This window comes from Paenibacillus sp. FSL R7-0179, assembly GCF_038002265.1.
Classification (GTDB): Bacteria; Bacillota; Bacilli; order Paenibacillales; family Paenibacillaceae; genus Paenibacillus_AQ.
Map to the genome: position 1 here is coordinate 893,049 of NZ_JBBOCC010000001.1, position 16,111 is coordinate 909,159.

Here is a 16,111-nt window from a genome sequence, read left to right on the forward strand (position 1 = left end):
AAATAGAAAAACGCCGCCCCCATAAAACAGGGGCGGCGCTTTCCAAGTATAGTTACATCCGGTCCGGTGCAGTAACACCGACCAGCCGCAGGACGTTGGCAATGGCCGTCCGTGCAGCGCCCAGCAGGGCAAGGCGGGCAACCGTCTGAGCGGCATCCTCAGTGATTACACGCTCTGCCTTGTAGTAGCTGTGGAACAGCGAAGCCAGATCGTATACATAGCGTACCAGGCGGTGCGGCGCATAGCCCTCGGCCGCAACGGTAATCTCCGCAGGCAGCTCACCGATTTTGCGGAGAAGATCATATTCATGTGCGGCAGTCAGCTTGCTGTAATCAATCTTGTCAGCATCCGGCATTACAATCCCTTGCTCCTCCGCTTGGCGGAATATGCTGCAAATCCGCGCATGTGCGTACTGTACATAGAATACAGGATTCTCATTGGATGTCGAAATCGCCAGATCCATGTCAAAGTCCAGATGTGAATCCATGCTGCGCATAGTGAAGAAGTAACGGATCGCGTCGATTCCGACTTCCTCCATCAGGTCTTCCATCGTCACGGCTTTGCCCGTACGCTTGGACATCTTGACCTTCTCGCCGTCCTGGAACAGGCTGACCATCTGGGCGATCAGCACTACCAGCTTCTCGGGATCGTTGCCGAGCGCCGCCATAGCCGCCTTCATCCGTGGAATGTAGCCGTGGTGGTCGGCTCCCCAGATGTTGATCATCGTATCGTAGCCGCGGCCGTATTTATCGCTGTGATAGGCGATATCCGGTGTGAGGTACGTATACGTACCATCGTTCTTGATCAGCACGCGGTCTTTATCATCACCGTATTTGGTAGTCGCAAGCCAGGTTGCGCCTTCCTTCTCATAGACTTCTCCGCGCTCGCGGAGCTCATCCAGCGAACGCAGTACTTCTCCGTTCTCATAGAGGGAGGTTTCACTGAACCAGATATCGAAGTTGACCCGGAACCGGCTGAGGTCGCGTTTGATTTTGTCGAGCTCCTTGGCAAGCCCGTAGGTACGGAAGAATGCCGCCCGGTCGCCCGGTGTCATAGCCAGCAGGGAATCTCCCTTCTCCGCCACCAGCTCCTTGGCGAAGCCCTTGATATCCTCTCCATGATAACCGTCCTCCGGCATCTCGGCCGGCTGGCCCAGCTCCTGCAGGTAACGGGTCTCGATGGATTTGCACAGATTGGCGACCTGGTTCCCGGCATCGTTAATGTAGTACTCGCGGGTCACGTTGTAGCCGGCGTAATCCAGCACGTTGCACAGGGCATCGCCGACGGCCGCGCCGCGGGCATGTCCCAGATGAAGGCTGCCGGTAGGGTTCGCGCTGACGAACTCCATCTCTACACGCTTGCCCTGGCCTATGTTCACACGGCCATAACCGTCACCCTGCTCGGCCACAAGTGCAATCACAGGGTAGAGATAGCTTTTGGACAAAGTAAAGTTGATGAAGCCCGGTCCGGCAATCTCCGCCTTCTCAATAGAAGCGCGGCCTGTATCCAGGTGCCCGATAATAGCCTCGGCGATCTGCCGGGGGTTACGCTTAGCGATCTTGGTCAGCTGCATAGCAGCATTCGTAGCCATATCTCCATGGGCCTTGTCCTTCGGCACTTCCAGCACAATGGCCGGCAGCTCTTCGCGGGACACCAGACCTGCGGCTACAACCGCATCGGCGATGGCCTCCTTCACCCGTTCATGGGCAAGCTGGAGCGGATTTAAAGATTGTGTCATGATTGTGGTTCCTCCTGTATATTCAAACTTATAGCGAACTGTCCTGTTACTTCTCCGTATACGTAGAGATCATATTCCCATGAAACGGCAAGCGATCTTCCTTCGCGCTTGATGTCCAGTGTCTTCGTGTCTGTGGTGAGATTGAACTGTGTATAAAGCGAACGATAGAATCCCGGCAGCGGTTGCCCCGGCTCAAAGGACTGCTCCGACTGGACAGCGCCATGGCGGATCAGCTTGATTCTGCCCTCTGAAATCTTCAGCGTGTTGCGTACCACAGCCGCTGCGCCTTCGGGTCCGGTCTGCTGCTCTTCATAAATGATGTACAGCGACTGCCCCTTGGCAATAGCCTCTCCTGCTGCATGCACCACACTGCGCTCTGTGCCCTGCACACTCTCCAGCGTTACCGAAACGCCGTATTTGCCTTGCGGTCCTTCAGTCATCACACGTTCCCCGCTTATTCGTACTTGTAATCATAGAGGTCATATTCGCTTTCCCATTGTACACTATATTCAGATCAGGAGGGCAATTCAATCGCTTTTTCATCTGCCCCGGCCCTCACAGCGGCAATAACGCCACACTCTCCCTGCCGCGAAGCTGGCTGACCATCGATGTCCAGGTCTCCGGCTTGTCCGCAAGCACAGCGTAATAACGGGTCAGGAAATCGGCCACCAGCGGCGCCGCGATGCTCTCCAGCTCCTCATCTCCGGGCATGAAGCAAAGGTCCAGACCGGACACCGCCTCACCATCCCCCTGCCAGGAAGGGTGGACATAGGGAATGTCTATTCTTTTATAGCCTAAATGTGACAGAACTTCACGGCGGACGTACGGGTCCATCGGCTTAATTCCGCCAAAATCATACCCCACACGGTACGGATCATAGATCTCAGCGAACATCCCCAGCAGTTCCGTGTGATTCTCAGCCGCCAGCTTCTCAAGGTCCTTCAAGCGTTGACGCGCCAGAAAACGGCCAATGCCCAGCCCTTCCCGGCCAATGATGGTGAAATCGGTCATCGCCACATTCCAGTCGGCATAATACCGGTATTCCGTAGTACCTACAACCTTCCCTTCATGCACCGCAGCGAACACGCGTATTCCCGGATCGGCAAGCGGCTCCTTCCACAGGCTGTATTCCAGCACTTCCTCAGGCGGAAATACATCCGACAGCAGCTGGTGCACCTCTCTGAACAACGGGTCGGCAATATCTGTAATTCTTCTATATTCCATAGTCAAGGGATCTCCTCCAAGTGATAGGCTGTATTCATTTATTTAAAAGGATTCCGCCATTCCATCAGCGCTGCGTAATTCCCTGATTCCTCGTCCTCCAGATAACCTGCGACTACACTAACCGGAGACCGGCCGCACCGCAGCAGAAAAGTAATCACCGGATCAGACCAGCTTCCGGCGACCACCCCGGCCAGATACTCTTCCGCTGTCATCTGACCGGCCACCCTGTGATAGCCCGGCATCCGGCCCGCTCCGAGCAGCCGCTCCAGCTTCAGTTCCACGACGACATGGTATAACGACTGGACCAACTCCTTGCCCAGACCCAGCTTGCGGTATTTGGGACGGACACACAAATCCGCTATGTACAGCGTATTCCCGTCCGGCTGATGCGAAGTAAGGTAACCGTCTGCCGTAACCTCTGACCACGTATGATGATGCATCGGCGCCTCCGGGTCGAAATTCATCAGGAATCCGGTAACCGATCCGGCCAGCTCCCCGGCCACTTCCACACATAAAGCCCCTTCCGGAAAAAGTGTCACATGATTCAGCAGCTGCTCCCGGTTCCACCACAGCTCCGCAGGATAAGGCGGCGGGAACGCCTCGGACTGGATCGTAATCAGCTCGGTAAAGTCAGCTTCCGAATAGGAACGGATCACCGCAGGCACCGGTGTCTGGCCGTCCAGAGCGTAGAACTTCTTATAATACATCCGCTAGTTCCCCCCTTACTTCCAGTCGGTGTACAGGTCAGTGCGGCGGTCACGCCAGGTGGTTACAGACCCGTGTTCCCGGACGCGGTATAGCAGCTCCAGATCCAGATCGGCGGTGATGATCATATCATTGTTAATCTCTCCTTCGGCCAGCAGACCCTGCGGAGGGAACGGAATGTCATTGGGTGTAATTATCGCTGCCTGGCCGAAGTTTGACCTCATCAGGTCAACGGTAGGCAGCGAGCCTACAGTCCCGGTCAGCACCACGTAGACTTGATTCTCGATAGCCCGGGCATGGCTCGTATACCGTACCCGGTGGAAGCCGTGGCGGTCATCCGTGCAGGAGGGGCAGAAGATCACATCTGCGCCCTTAGCCCGGGCCATGCGCACAATCTCAGGAAATTCAATATCGTAACAGGTCAGCATGGCAATGGTTCCATGATCTGTCTGGAATACCTGAAGCTCCTCACCCGCACCCATATTCCAGCCCTCTACCTCGGCAGGGGTAATATGCAGCTTGGCCTGCTCGGCAATTCTTCCGTCCGGGTAAAAAAGATGGGCTACATTATACAGCTTGCCACTGCGCCGCAGCACATGAGTCCCCCCAATAATATGTACGGCATACTTCTTGGCGTACCCGGAGAACATCTCCAGGTAACGGTCGGTGAACTGCGGCAGATCCTCTATCCCCATCGCTTCCCCGTTCCCGCCTCCGATCGACATCAGCTGTGTCGTAAGAAATTCAGGGAAGAGGATAAATTCAGCGCCGTACTCTCCGGCCGTCTTGATATAGTGCTCACACTCGGCAGCGAACTCTTCGAAGGAAGAGATGGTGTGCAAATGATATTGTACAGCAGATACGCGAAAAGCCATGGCGGCAGTCCTCCCGGGCATGATAGTTACATGCATTCTCATAAGTATCTAAAATTTTACCATAACCGTTCACAAAATCACACATGGCGCAGAGGGCGCACGCTCGCCGGTTCTCCGCCTGGTTCTGCAAGAACCGCTTTCTCTGCCAATGGTGAATATCTCTTCTCATCCTTTCCCATAATGAGGAATACAAGCAGCGGTAGCCCTCATGGTACCAGCCTGTGTAACTGCTTGAATTCGAAGGAGCCTGATGCCATGACGCGCGATTCCGCCACACCCAAAGTCCGCAAACGCCGCTTCCGCCTGCTCTTTCGGCTGCTGGTTGTCTCCGCCCTGCTGTTCCTGCTGGCCGCCGGCGCTCTGCTTGGATACCTATATCAGAAGCCGCTTCCCCCACTCGGGGATGATGTCCGCTCCAGACTGCTTGACGCCAGGGGCAATGTAATGACCACCTTCACTACAGACGGCCGCAGCCGCGAGCCTGTTGAGCTTAACCGGATCTCCCCGCTGCTCATCAAGGCCACGCTGGCTGTGGAGGACCGGAAATTCTATAATCATATCGGCTTTGATCTGAAAGGCATGGGAAGAGCGGTACTCGCCAATCTGGAGGCGGGCAGACGCACGCAAGGGGCCAGCACCTTAACCCAGCAGCTCGCGCGTAATCTGTACCTGACCCACGAGAAGACCTGGACCCGCAAGGCCAAAGAAGCGCTATATACCCTGCAGCTGGAAATGAAATACTCTAAGGATGAAATTCTGAATATGTACTTAAATGAGATCTACTACGGGCACGGCGCTTATGGAATTGAAGCTGCGGCCCGGATGTATTTCGGCAAAGCTGCTGCAGATCTGGATCTGGCGGAGAGCGCCCTGCTGGCCGGAGTGCCCAAGGGACCCACCTATTATTCTCCATATAATCATCTGGACAGCGCCTTGAAGCGTCAAGGCATCATCCTGGCCGCTATGGTTGATACGGGGGATATTACGGAATCGCAGGCACAGGAGGCAGCTAAGGAGCAGCTTAAGCTGAGCCCGCAGGGTCAAAAGGACACCGCGGTGGCTGCACCCTATTTCCGTGATTATGTGCGCAGTCTTGTGATCGACAGCCTGCATATCAGCAGTGACGAGCTGGACCGGGGCGGGCTAAATGTCTATACGACACTTGACCCGGATATGCAGCAGGCTGCTGAAGCGGCCGTGGATCAGGGCATGGACCACAGCAGCGAGCTGGAGACAGCCCTCGTCTCTGTTGATCCCCGCACCGGCTATGTGAAGGCTATGGTCGGGGGTACGAATTACCGGACGAGCTCCTTCAACCATGCGCTGGCGAAGACGCGCCAGCCCGGCTCTTCCTTTAAACCGATTATGTATTTGGCGGCGCTGTCGACCAAAGAAATGACCGGCTTGTCCGTCTTCAACAGCCAGCCGACGCTGTTCCATTATGATAACAACCGCAAGACATACCAGCCCCGGAACTTCGGGGATAAATATCTGGGAGAGATTAATATGCGGCAAGCCATTGCCGCATCCGACAATATCTATGCAGTGAATACCATTATGAAGATCGGGGCAGATAAGGTCGCCGCTATGGCGGCCGCCATGGGGATTAACAGCCCGCTGCAGAGCGTTCCCTCTCTGGCGCTCGGAACCTCGCCTGTCAGCCCGCTGGAGATGGCCGCAGCCTTCGCAGTGATTGCGAATGGCGGAGTGAAGCAGCCGGTCACTGCAGTCCTGAAGATTACGGATGCGGGCGGACATCTTCTATATGAAGCTCCGCAGCCTGAGGGTCAGCCCGTGGTTGAGCCGGCAGCAGCTTATGTGTTAACCCGGCTGATGGAGGGGGTCTTCGAGAGCGGAGGCACCGGGAACCGGGTGGCCTCGATGATCAAGCGTCCGGTTGCCGGCAAGACCGGCACTACAGATACAGACGGATGGATGGTAGGCTTCACGCCCGAGCTCTCAACCGCCGTGTGGGTCGGATACGATAAGGGCCGCGATATAGCAACCGCCGACGGCAGACGGGCAGCGCCAATCTTCGCCGGATTTACAGAGAAAGCGCTGGAGAATGTGCCGCCGAAGATTTTCCCCATTCCCGATGGCGTAGTCAGCGTATATATCGATCCGCTGTCCGGCATGCTGGCTACAGCTGACTGTCCTGAGAAAAAGCTGGAGACCTTCATCACCGGCACAGAGCCTACCGGATATTGTGACCAGCACAGCTCCGGTGAACCCGGTGCTTCCGACAGCCCTACGCCTTCCGGTCCTGCTGATCCGGTTAAGGAAGAACATTCGCTATGGAATAATATCAAGCGCTGGTGGATGAACTAACCGGGGATTGCCGCTTCCCGCTGCCCTGCGTTACGATGGGGAGACCGGCAGAGGCGTACGCGCGCCTAACTCCGCCGCAGGAAGGTGTGTCATTCATCCATGAAGCCGAATTATTCCGCGGGCCTTGAGCCGGACGCGCCACAGCTGCTGCAGCCTGAGCTCTACAAGCTCGCGGCAGTTGAAGCCGCGCCGCGCCTTCTTGGCCAGCATCTGGTCCGCCGCACGGAAGACGGGGACATCCGCTGCCGCATTGTGGAGACAGAAAGCTACGGAGGTGCCGAGGATAAAGGCAGCCATGCGTATGGCAGCCGCCGGACCGCCCGGACGGAGGTCATGTTCAGCGCCGGAGGTGCAGTGTATGTATACCTGATCTACGGCATGTACCATTGCCTGAATGTCGTAACTGCTGCCCGTGATGAGCCGCATGCCGTTCTGATCCGGGCAGTAGAGCCGCTTACGGAAAGGGATGCCGTGCTTATGACGGCATACAGGGGTGTTGCCGTCAGGAAGCCCTCGGACCTCTCCGGCGGGCCGGGCAAGCTGTGCCGGGCGCTGCGGATTGACAAGAGTCTTAACCATTCCAGATTCGATCTGCCGGAAGGCCCGCTGAGCATCGAGCAGGGGGAAGACCCGGAGTCCCTGGATATTGTCCAGGCCCCGCGCATCAATATTCCTTATGCAGAAGAGTATGCCGGGCGCCCCTGGCGCTTCTATCTGCGGGGCAATCCTTATGTCTCGGTCAGCGATCCGCAGGCACAGCCCCATAAGCTGTTCTAAAGACCTATACCCCTGTTTCGGCTGTGGTATATTGGGTATTAATAAGAGAACCCTAATCAGCCTCTCTCTTGGGACTTCCCAGGCGGAGAGGTTTTTCTTCGATTTTTGATTTCCGCACCCTCAGACGCCAAGAAATGATAAACACTCCTATAAAATGACAATAAATCCCCCTATTTGTATACGCTTCCCCCGTTCTCTTAACTTACAATTACTGCTATAATCATATATATCTACAAAAAATATAAAGATGTAAATGAGGGACATGGGATGAAAGATACAGGCATGATCCGAAGCTTAGACAGTCTCGGAAGAATTGTGGTTCCCGTAGAAATCCGCATGACACGTAATATTGACATTGGGGATCCTATCGAATTTTTTATACTGGATGAGGATATCATTGTCCTCCGAAAGTACACCTCCACAGAATGCACCTTTTGCAGAAGTCTTGATCATGTGACCTACTATAAGGATCAGTTCATTTGCAATACCTGTCTGAAGGAGCTAAGTGACCCCGATCGCGGATCAGAACCCATCCATGCCTCCCCAAGTTCAGCAGAAGAGCATCCCGAGCCGGCACGCGGAGGACGGAGAAGCAAGACCGAAGAAATGAGTCTGCGTCTTATGAAAGCGATCGAAGATCATCCTTATGCCAACCAGAAGGAGCTTGCCGAGGTTCTTGGCATCAGTCAAGCCAGAGTCAGCCAGCTCAAGCGCAAGCTGAACACTTCCGGCAGAACAGATCCGCAGTAACGTTATTCATTCATCCCTGCTTAGACATCAGATAAGGCTTGGCCCCGGCGGGGCCAAGCCTTAATTTTTGGGACAAGCCTATACATGATCTTCTAGTCCGACAGCGCGGCCTTCAGCTCCTCAGGGGAAGCGGCCCACCACTCTTCATTATGGGCCATCAGCAGGGATTTCAGCGCTGCCCGCTCGGTACTTCCAAGTCCATCCAGAATAAGCTTTCGCTTCAAGGCCGCATCCAGCTTATTGACATGATCCGCAAGAATCTTCCAGCCGCGGCGCGCTTCGGTGTCAATCCACATCTCACAGGCGGTAATTCCGCCGTAGAACTGCCCCTCCGGGGTACGGTCAACGGCGACCCATACGACCCATACCTGTCTTCCCGCCGGAACATCCTCACGGTTCATAGAGAATTTAATCCCCTTCTCCACTTTGCTCTTGGCATGCATGGCACCGATATCGATAACGGCGATGCCCTGATCAATAATGACAGGCGATACATTGTTCAGATCAATCGAGCCTGCACCGAAGCCTTTATGCTTGGCTCTGGCGTTCACAATATTCAAGGCAATTTGTTTTTTGCCCTCCGGTTGTACGTTATCCACATGTGCACATCCTTTCCATTCACTAATTATTTAATTTTAGCTAATAATGCGGCGATTGCAAACATATACATCCCGTAGATGCTTGTCACGGGAGGAATCATAGTATGAAGCCACATTCATTAAGGTATACCCTCATCTTCGCAGTCCTGGCTGTCCTCACCTTGCTTGGAGGCGGAATATGGTTTCTGTCAGGGCATAGCCCTGCCGTATGGACTGCCTCTGTTCCAAAAGAGGCCAAGTCCCCCGCCATTATCCCCCGGCAGCAGCCCGTGCAGTCCGATCTTTCCGATACGATCTACACATCGGAGACAGAGGCTTTAAGCCAGCGCGTGGTTGAATACCACATGGATGTGGAGCTCCTGCCCGATAAGGAGACCCTGGCCGCCTCCGAGACGCTGACCTGGACCCATCCGGGCGCAAAGCCGGTCCAGGAGCTCTACTTTCATCTGTATCCCAATGCATTCGCATCCGCCAGCACCACCTTCATGAAGGAGTCCGGGGGTACGCTTCGCGGTGACACCATGCCTGCAGGGGGTTACGGGAGCATTACCCTGACAGATTTACGGACCTCCGAGGGCGTCTCGCTAATGCAGCGCACACAATATGTGCAGCCGGACGACGGCAATGTCAATGACAGAACACTGCTCAAGGTCCATCTGCCGCAGCCGGTGAACGGCGGTGAGAGCGTGACGGTAAGGCTTAAATTCGAGGTCAAGCTGCCCAAAATTTTCGCCCGGATGGGAACCGCTGGCGACTTCGTGATGGCCGGCCAGTGGTTTCCGAAGCTTAGTGTCTATGAACCGGCCGGCAGAAGAGGACTCAAGGAAGAAGGCTGGAACCTGCACCAGTATCACGGCAACTCCGAGTTCTACAGTGATTTTGGGATCTACAATGTATCGATTTCTGTCCCGCCCGAGTATAAGGTCGCCGCAACCGGGTTTCCGGTGAGGGACGCCAAGGTTGTAAAGGGGCGCAAGATCTATCAGTTCTATGCAGATGACGTCCATGACTTCGCCTGGGCGGCATCGCCTGATTTCGTGGTTGCGGAGAAGGCCTTCTCCGCACCGCAGGTACCCGGGGTGAAGATTAAGCTCTATCTGGACCCGCTGCATAAGCATCTCCAGGAGCGTTACTTCCAGGCGGCCGAGGCTGCACTGACGGCATTCAGCAAGTGGTACGGCCCTTATCCCTACTCCACCTTATCGATTGTCGTCCCGCCGGAGTCCGGCAACGGGGCCGGAGGAATGGAGTATCCGACCCTGATTACCGCCTTCGGCGCCATGGACACTTCACCGGGCACTTCCCTGGAGCGGACAATCATCCACGAGATCGGGCACCAGTATTTCTACGGCCTGGTGGCCAGTAACGAATTCGAAGAAGCCTGGCTTGATGAGAGCTTCACCTCTTATGCCGAAGACCGGCTGATGGAACAGGAATACGGTGTGGTCTCTAGCCTCCCGCTGCAGTCAAGCCTGGTGTCCTCCTCCCAGCCGCTTAAGCTGGAGACCTGGAAATATACTGGTGATGACGCCTACACGCGCAATGTATACATCCGGGGCAAGCTGGTGCTGAAGGATATTGAACGGATCACGGGGACCAAGAATATGGATGCCATCCTCGCCGCCTATGTGCACAAATACCGCTTCCAGCACCCGTCCACCGCCGACTTCCAGAAGGTTGTGGAGAAAGTGACCAAGCAATCCTGGCAGACTTATTTTGAACGGTATGTCTATAGCGGCGGTGCACCCGACTTCGCCATTGACGATATCAGGCTCACGGTCAGACGGGACAACAACGATGGCGGGGACAGCCGCTATAGCGCTGTGGTCGATGTAAGCAATAAAGGCAGCCTGTACCCCGATGTTCCCGTGAAATTCACCTTCGCAGACGGGTACACTGTGCAGCAATACTGGAATGGCGAGGGTAAGTCTACTTCCTTCGAGTTAGCGTATAAAGCGCCGCTGGTCTCCGCAGAGATCGATCCGGGGCATTCCATTCTGCTGGAGAGCAGGCATCTAAATAATTTCAGAATGGCGGAGCTTGAGCCGCGTACACTCTCCCGCTGGACGCTTAGCGCATCTACTCTGCTTGAAACCCTGCTCGGAACTCTTGTCTGGTGAGGTGAAGGAATGGTGAAAAGTTCAATTGCCCGCGGTTGGATCAGTATGAAAGAGCAGTTCTATATATTGATTCTGCTATTTATCTACCGGCTGTTCTGGGGATATTTCCTGTACAAATTCATTAAAAGCGCGGTTGTCCCCGTCCTGCTCCGCTACCCGGATGCGAATGCCGGCGGCAGCGGAATAGGCAGGCTGCTGTACTATATCGAAGGTCAGACCGCGCTGCGCACCGACCCTGCCGTGCAGCACTGGCTGTGGATGCTGCTGGCGCTGACAGTGCTAAGGCTGCTGGTGACTCCCTTTATCCGTGCAGGGCTGCTGCATGAGCTTCACCAGGAGCGCGCCGGAGCGCGGGGACTGTTCTTTTTTCCCGGAATGAGAAAATATGGGCTACCGATGCTGGTGTTCGGCATAGCCGAATGGGCGCTAACCCTCCTGCCGCTCTATTGGCTGCTTCCGCGTATGTACCGTCATCTGCTTAGCGGCGTTCTCGATGTACAGCTCCTGCTCAAGCTGGTGCCTTATGTGCTAGGCTGGCTGCTCTATCTCTTCCTTGTCCGCAAGCTTCTGCTCTATATGCAGTTCGGCTATACCGCAGGTAACGGCATGTTCTCCTCGCTGCTGATCTGTCTGAAGATGCTGATGCCTTCGATCGGTATATCCGTCATTCTGGGAGCGGGAAGCCTGGCCGTAATTCTGCTCTGCAGCGCCTCTGCTCTGTTCTATCCCGGATTGCCGGCTATTATGCTCCGCCAGGCCGCTCCGCTGCCCTCCACGCTGTTCAACATGTGGGGAATCGCTGCCCAGTACCATCTCTGGTCCAGTAAATCATTTCCACAATAATAAGCTGCTGAAGCGGCATACTAAAGAGAGTCACAGCCCCTTATCAGGGAGCAGGACTCTTTTTTGCATGAACCGGAGGACAAAAGCATTTGCAAAAGAGTAAATCCTCTGATACAATGATGGCTGTACTAGTAGTAACAAACTTGTAATATTTAAAGCAAAATCTTCCGTAACTATTGCAATTTAATCAATGCCGATAAGTCACTGTTCTGGTGCATAAAACGCCGAATTCCCTGCACCGGGAAGTGGGGGAACCATATTTTGGGTGAATTGATCTCGCTTTAGAGGGGTCATAGGGGAACCTTCTACCGAATCCTTAAGCTAACCTCGCAGGCCCTGGAAGGAGTACATCTTTTGATTAGTCAGAATTTCAAGAAAAAATGCACCGCAGCAGCGCTGGGTCTTGTGATGGTATTCACACTCGGAGCAGGCAGTGCCTTCGCAGATTCCAAAATGGATACTGTGATTTCAAAAACCATTGGGACGTCGTATAAAACCGGGGGCACAACCACCAGCGGCTTCGACTGTTCCGGATTTACCAAGTATGTGTTCAAGAATGTAGGACTTTCCTTGCCCCGCACCTCGAAAGCACAGTACAAAGTTGGAACAAGTGTATCTAAGAGCAATCTGCGTTCCGGTGATCTCGTGTTCTTCAATACCCTGGGTAACGGAGTGTCCCATGTCGGTATTTATGTTGGAAACGGGAAGTTCGCACAGTCCTCAAGTTCACGTGGTGTAACCATCAGTTCGATGAGCCAGTCCTACTGGGCCAACCGCTACGTTGGCGCCAAACGAGTAATGAGCACAACAGCCTACCAAGCTGTCGCTTACGATTGAACCTTTTGAAGCATACCCCGAATATTTCAGCCTCTAACAACTAAATGTAACTTATACGAGCCCGGGATGATTATTGCCGTAATCATTTCCGGGTTTTTCCTTTTCCTTATTCTACCTTTTACCCGAATCTACAGCCTTGAAACAGCATTTTCTTGCAAAAACAAAGAAAAAATCATATAAAATAATGCCTGCGCATAGTTATGAGTCTTCCGAAAGGGCTATAACTCTAAAAAACAGCAAAAAAGATGCATTAATATGTTATAAGTGATTGCCAAGCGCTTTAGTCTTTGTTACAATTATCGCAGTGAGCTTTTAGTAACATTTTTGTAATTATTGAATCGCTTTTAACAAAGGTTTTGTCATGTATTGAATGAACCGCTAATCCTAATCAACAGTCGTGCCGAGTTCCCTAATGAATTAGGGAAACGGGGGAACCACTTTGGGTGAATTGACCTCCTATTCTAAGAGGGGTCATAGGGGACCTTCAACCGAACCCTTAAGCTAACCTCGTAGGCATTGGAAGGGGTATTTACTTTTGAAGAAGAAGCTAGCAGCCGCAGTACTAAGCTTGTCCATTATCTTCACCATCGGAGCAGGAAGCGCTTTCGCGGATTCCAAAATGGATAAAGTGATCGACAAAGCCATCGGAACCAAATACGTGTCCGGCGGTACATCAACTAACGGGTTTGATTGCTCCGGATTTACAATGTATGTTTTTGATAAGATCGGCATTAACCTGCCCCATCAATCCGGCTCCCAGTATCAGATGGGCACTGCCGTGTCCCGTGACGAGATAAGACCGGGCGATCTGGTATTCTTTAATACCAATGGTAAAGGCGTGTCTCATGTCGGTGTTTATGTCGGTGACGGCGAATTCGCCCATGCCTCTTCCTCACGTGGTGTAACCATCAGTTCGCTGAGTGACAGCTATTACGTCAACCGCTACGTTGGCGCCAAACGAATCATGAGTACAGATGCTTACAAGAATGTAGCTTCGGATTCCCAAGACAATGATGATGTACAATAATTTTTTGCAACCAAACGCTCTTTTCCGAGATTTTTCCCGAAATCTTGGAGAAGGGCTTTTTTTGTCTATAAAATTACTTACCCGCCTCTATATTTGTAAAACACCGATTCTATACTTTCGGAAAATAATTATTGGCGTTTGTCAAGTTTCTGCATTTCCGCAAGGAATTTGCGTCGAAACTGGCCGTTTTTGTATATAATTAATATTAAGAACAAGTGGAAACGGCCTTGCCGTCCCTTTAAAGGATGATACCGTTTCGGCTGGAAGGAGGTCTCCCCTAATGATAAGCTCCCCGTTAACCTTTTACGTGGTGCCTATGGAGCCGCAGCATGCCGCTGAGATCTGTGAGTGGAGCTACAAGCCTCCGTATAATATTTACGGCTGGATGTCCTGGGAGCAGATGCAGGCGCTGGGGGTGGAGTTCGGAGATCCGCAGCTGCGAAGTGAGCAATATGTATCTGTCGTGAACGGGCAGGGGGATCTGTGCGGCTTTGCCCAGCTCTTTCCGATGGAGGGGGTAGTCCGGCTTGGTGTCGGAATGCGGCCCGAGCTGTGCGGCCATGGGATGGGGCATCTGTTCATGAAGGCTATTGTGCAGGCAGCACAGGCGCGTTACCCGGAGCGTGAGATCGACCTGGAGGTGCTGACCTGGAACCAGCGCGCCATCCGCGCTTATCAGAAATGCGGGTTCACTATAACGGATACCTATGAACGCCGCACTCCGACCGGTAATAAGCCTTTTTATTGCATGGTCTATGAGGAATAGCACCAGAAATAGATTGATTTTCAAAAAATGGATCATTTGTGTTCATTTTTTTGACACACATACTATGATAACGCTTCACCTTCCGCTATAATGGAGTCAGCAGCTTACATGGAGGGACGGATGCAGATGCAGAAATGGATCATGAGCGGTTTGTTTTTTGCCGCCTGTGCCTTTGCAGTAATCTTAATGTTTACCTTACCCGGTAAATCTGAGGTAGCCGAACAGAACAAGCCGACCATGCCGGAGGTTGTGCTGGACGCTGCGGGCGCAGAAGCCACAGTGAAGGCCAATTGTATCTCCTGCCACGGTGACCAGCTTCAGGGCGGGGCGGGACCCAGCCTGCAGCAGGAAGGCGCTTCGCATGACGCAGCTCAGATTTACAGCATAGTCACCAAGGGCCGCGGACAGATGCCTCCCTTCAAAGACAGGCTGGCCCCTGAAGAGATTGCGAATGTAGCCTTATGGCTGGCTGAGAAGAAATAAATGTATAATGCCCGTGACGAGGATAACGAATGATCCTTGCACGGGCATTTCTATTGACCAGATATTCCTGTTGTCTTCTTAGGGGCCTTGTCCTCTAGCGGGTCTTCTCGAATGCCTCATTAAATTCATGCGCCTGGCGGAGATCGAGCTTCTCCACATCTGCAGCCAGCCGCAGAACGACCGTCTTGTAATCAATGGTGATATGCGGGTGATGCTCAAAGGCCTCCGAAATTGCCGCTACCTCATCTACAAAAGCAATTCCCTTCATATATTCACTGAACATATATTTGCGCACCAGCCTATCCCTCTCCAGCTTCCAACCCTCAAGCTTGCCGATCTGCTCCTGCAGTTGTTCCTCAGTTAATTGCAATTCGTTTCCTCCCTTGCTAAGTTAACGGTTTCTTAAGCCTGCTCTTTCCTCCAAATAAAACATCCCTCAGCTTCAGAAAGTCCAAGGGATGTGCCAGGCCAAAGATTTTTGATTAAATGTATTCTGACATCCCGGCAATTAGTACTCCACTTCCAATCTTAACATGGCCGGATGCCCGGGACAAACCAGCTGCCGCATTTTGCCCCTGCTTTATACAAGAACGACCGAAGCCAAATCTTCATCGCCCAGCAGAATGTTAATGCGGTGTGTTTCTTTATCGTACATTACAACTCCGCTGCCCACCTGAATGACCGGCTCATTGCCCAGCGCGTAGAACAGGTCTTCCGCAAGCGCCTCCCAGACCTCCTGCCTCGATTCCTCCGGCAGATTCGTCCACTCTTCAGGCTCCATTTCAAAAAAAATGTACCCGTCTGAAATCCGTCCAACGGCTCCTGTCAGTTCAACCAGAATTTCACCGTAATCTCTGCCATGCTTAACTCCCACATCAATCACTCCGTTTTCTTCGCTGATGAATAATAACCTACCTTATCTATTATAGCCGAAAAAATCACTTCACAAAAAAGGGAATGATGTCGATAAAGAAGAATATACGTGATTTGGTTACGAACAGAGTGTTCTCCCGCGGTTCAAGGACGAATTACGCGGTTA

The 16,111-nt window shown here is 53.2% G+C and carries 17 protein-coding genes and 2 riboswitches; of the genes, 9 read left to right on the forward strand and 8 right to left on the reverse strand.

Going from position 1 to position 16,111, the window contains the following annotated elements; all coding sequences use genetic code 11:
• Positions 1–52: 52 nt before the first annotated feature.
• From argS to MKX63_RS03810, 5 genes are all read right to left on the reverse strand, one after another.
• On the reverse strand, positions 53–1,738 hold the full coding sequence (gene argS / locus MKX63_RS03790) for an arginine--tRNA ligase (protein ID WP_341015365.1): 1,686 nt from the start codon (positions 1,736–1,738) through the stop codon (positions 53–55).
• A complete protein-coding gene (locus MKX63_RS03795; RefSeq protein WP_341015367.1) occupies positions 1,735–2,178 on the reverse strand; it encodes a DUF1934 domain-containing protein in 444 nt (147 codons plus the stop codon). The genes argS and MKX63_RS03795 overlap by 4 nt, the downstream gene beginning before the upstream one ends.
• A 115-nt stretch (positions 2,179–2,293) precedes the next feature.
• Entirely contained in the window at positions 2,294–2,962 is a 669-nt protein-coding gene (locus MKX63_RS03800) for a GNAT family N-acetyltransferase (protein ID WP_341015368.1), read from the reverse strand.
• Positions 2,963–3,000: 38 nt separating this feature from the next.
• The gene (locus MKX63_RS03805) at positions 3,001–3,669 is read right to left on the reverse strand and encodes a GNAT family N-acetyltransferase (protein ID WP_341015369.1); all 669 of its coding nucleotides are present in this window, start codon (positions 3,667–3,669) and stop codon (positions 3,001–3,003) included.
• 15 nt (positions 3,670–3,684) lie between these two features.
• Positions 3,685–4,542 carry a carbon-nitrogen hydrolase family protein gene (locus tag MKX63_RS03810; protein ID WP_341015371.1) on the reverse strand — a complete coding sequence of 286 codons (858 nt, stop codon included), beginning with the start codon at positions 4,540–4,542 and terminating at the stop codon, positions 3,685–3,687.
• A 255-nt stretch (positions 4,543–4,797) separates the two neighbouring features.
• On the opposite strand from MKX63_RS03810, the gene MKX63_RS03815 reads away from it, so the two are divergent.
• The 3 genes from MKX63_RS03815 (at position 4,798) to MKX63_RS03825 (ending at position 8,397) form a co-directional block, all read left to right on the forward strand.
• Positions 4,798–6,870 (forward strand): transglycosylase domain-containing protein, encoded by a 2,073-nt coding sequence (locus MKX63_RS03815; RefSeq protein WP_341015374.1) that lies wholly within the window; start codon positions 4,798–4,800, stop codon positions 6,868–6,870.
• A 99-nt stretch (positions 6,871–6,969) separates the two neighbouring features.
• Positions 6,970–7,647, forward strand: coding sequence for a DNA-3-methyladenine glycosylase (locus MKX63_RS03820; RefSeq protein WP_341015376.1), 678 nt, complete (start codon positions 6,970–6,972; stop codon positions 7,645–7,647).
• A gap of 267 nt (positions 7,648–7,914) precedes the next feature.
• Positions 7,915–8,397: an AbrB/MazE/SpoVT family DNA-binding domain-containing protein gene (locus tag MKX63_RS03825; protein WP_340750394.1), complete on the forward strand. Its 483-nt coding sequence runs from the start codon at positions 7,915–7,917 to the stop codon at positions 8,395–8,397.
• Positions 8,398–8,489: 92 nt separating this feature from the next.
• Here the strand turns inward: MKX63_RS03825 and MKX63_RS03830 are convergent, their stop codons facing one another.
• The gene (locus MKX63_RS03830; RefSeq protein ID WP_341015377.1) at positions 8,490–8,996 is read right to left on the reverse strand and encodes a YwhD family protein; all 507 of its coding nucleotides are present in this window, start codon (positions 8,994–8,996) and stop codon (positions 8,490–8,492) included.
• Positions 8,997–9,100: 104 nt separating this feature from the next.
• Between MKX63_RS03830 and MKX63_RS03835 the strand changes: the two genes are divergently transcribed.
• The 6 genes from MKX63_RS03835 (at position 9,101) to MKX63_RS03860 (ending at position 15,072) form a co-directional block, all read left to right on the forward strand.
• A complete protein-coding gene (locus MKX63_RS03835) occupies positions 9,101–11,116 on the forward strand; it encodes a M1 family metallopeptidase (protein ID WP_341015379.1) in 2,016 nt (671 codons plus the stop codon).
• A gap of 9 nt (positions 11,117–11,125) precedes the next feature.
• The gene (locus MKX63_RS03840; RefSeq protein ID WP_341015381.1) at positions 11,126–11,959 is read left to right on the forward strand and encodes a hypothetical protein; all 834 of its coding nucleotides are present in this window, start codon (positions 11,126–11,128) and stop codon (positions 11,957–11,959) included.
• 212 nt (positions 11,960–12,171) lie between these two features.
• Positions 12,172–12,310: riboswitch (cyclic di-AMP (ydaO/yuaA leader) on the forward strand.
• 57 nt (positions 12,311–12,367) lie between these two features.
• Positions 12,368–12,796: a C40 family peptidase gene (locus MKX63_RS03845; RefSeq protein ID WP_341018508.1), complete on the forward strand. Its 429-nt coding sequence runs from the start codon at positions 12,368–12,370 to the stop codon at positions 12,794–12,796.
• A gap of 388 nt (positions 12,797–13,184) precedes the next feature.
• Positions 13,185–13,327: riboswitch (cyclic di-AMP (ydaO/yuaA leader) on the forward strand.
• A 4-nt stretch (positions 13,328–13,331) separates the two neighbouring features.
• Complete coding sequence (locus MKX63_RS03850) at positions 13,332–13,823, forward strand: C40 family peptidase (RefSeq protein ID WP_341015387.1); 492 nt, start codon at positions 13,332–13,334, stop codon at positions 13,821–13,823.
• Positions 13,824–14,103: 280 nt separating this feature from the next.
• Entirely contained in the window at positions 14,104–14,589 is a 486-nt protein-coding gene (locus MKX63_RS03855; protein ID WP_341015388.1) for a GNAT family N-acetyltransferase, read from the forward strand.
• A 126-nt stretch (positions 14,590–14,715) separates the two neighbouring features.
• On the forward strand, positions 14,716–15,072 hold the full coding sequence (locus MKX63_RS03860; protein ID WP_076084861.1) for a c-type cytochrome: 357 nt from the start codon (positions 14,716–14,718) through the stop codon (positions 15,070–15,072).
• A 94-nt stretch (positions 15,073–15,166) separates the two neighbouring features.
• Here MKX63_RS03860 and MKX63_RS03865 read toward each other — a convergent pair whose 3' ends face one another.
• Together MKX63_RS03865 and MKX63_RS03870 are read right to left on the reverse strand one after the other, a co-directional pair.
• The gene (locus MKX63_RS03865) at positions 15,167–15,442 is read right to left on the reverse strand and encodes a 4a-hydroxytetrahydrobiopterin dehydratase (RefSeq protein WP_341015390.1); all 276 of its coding nucleotides are present in this window, start codon (positions 15,440–15,442) and stop codon (positions 15,167–15,169) included.
• A gap of 210 nt (positions 15,443–15,652) precedes the next feature.
• Positions 15,653–15,946: a hypothetical protein gene (locus tag MKX63_RS03870; RefSeq protein WP_341015392.1), complete on the reverse strand. Its 294-nt coding sequence runs from the start codon at positions 15,944–15,946 to the stop codon at positions 15,653–15,655.
• Positions 15,947–16,111 lie beyond the last annotated feature (165 nt).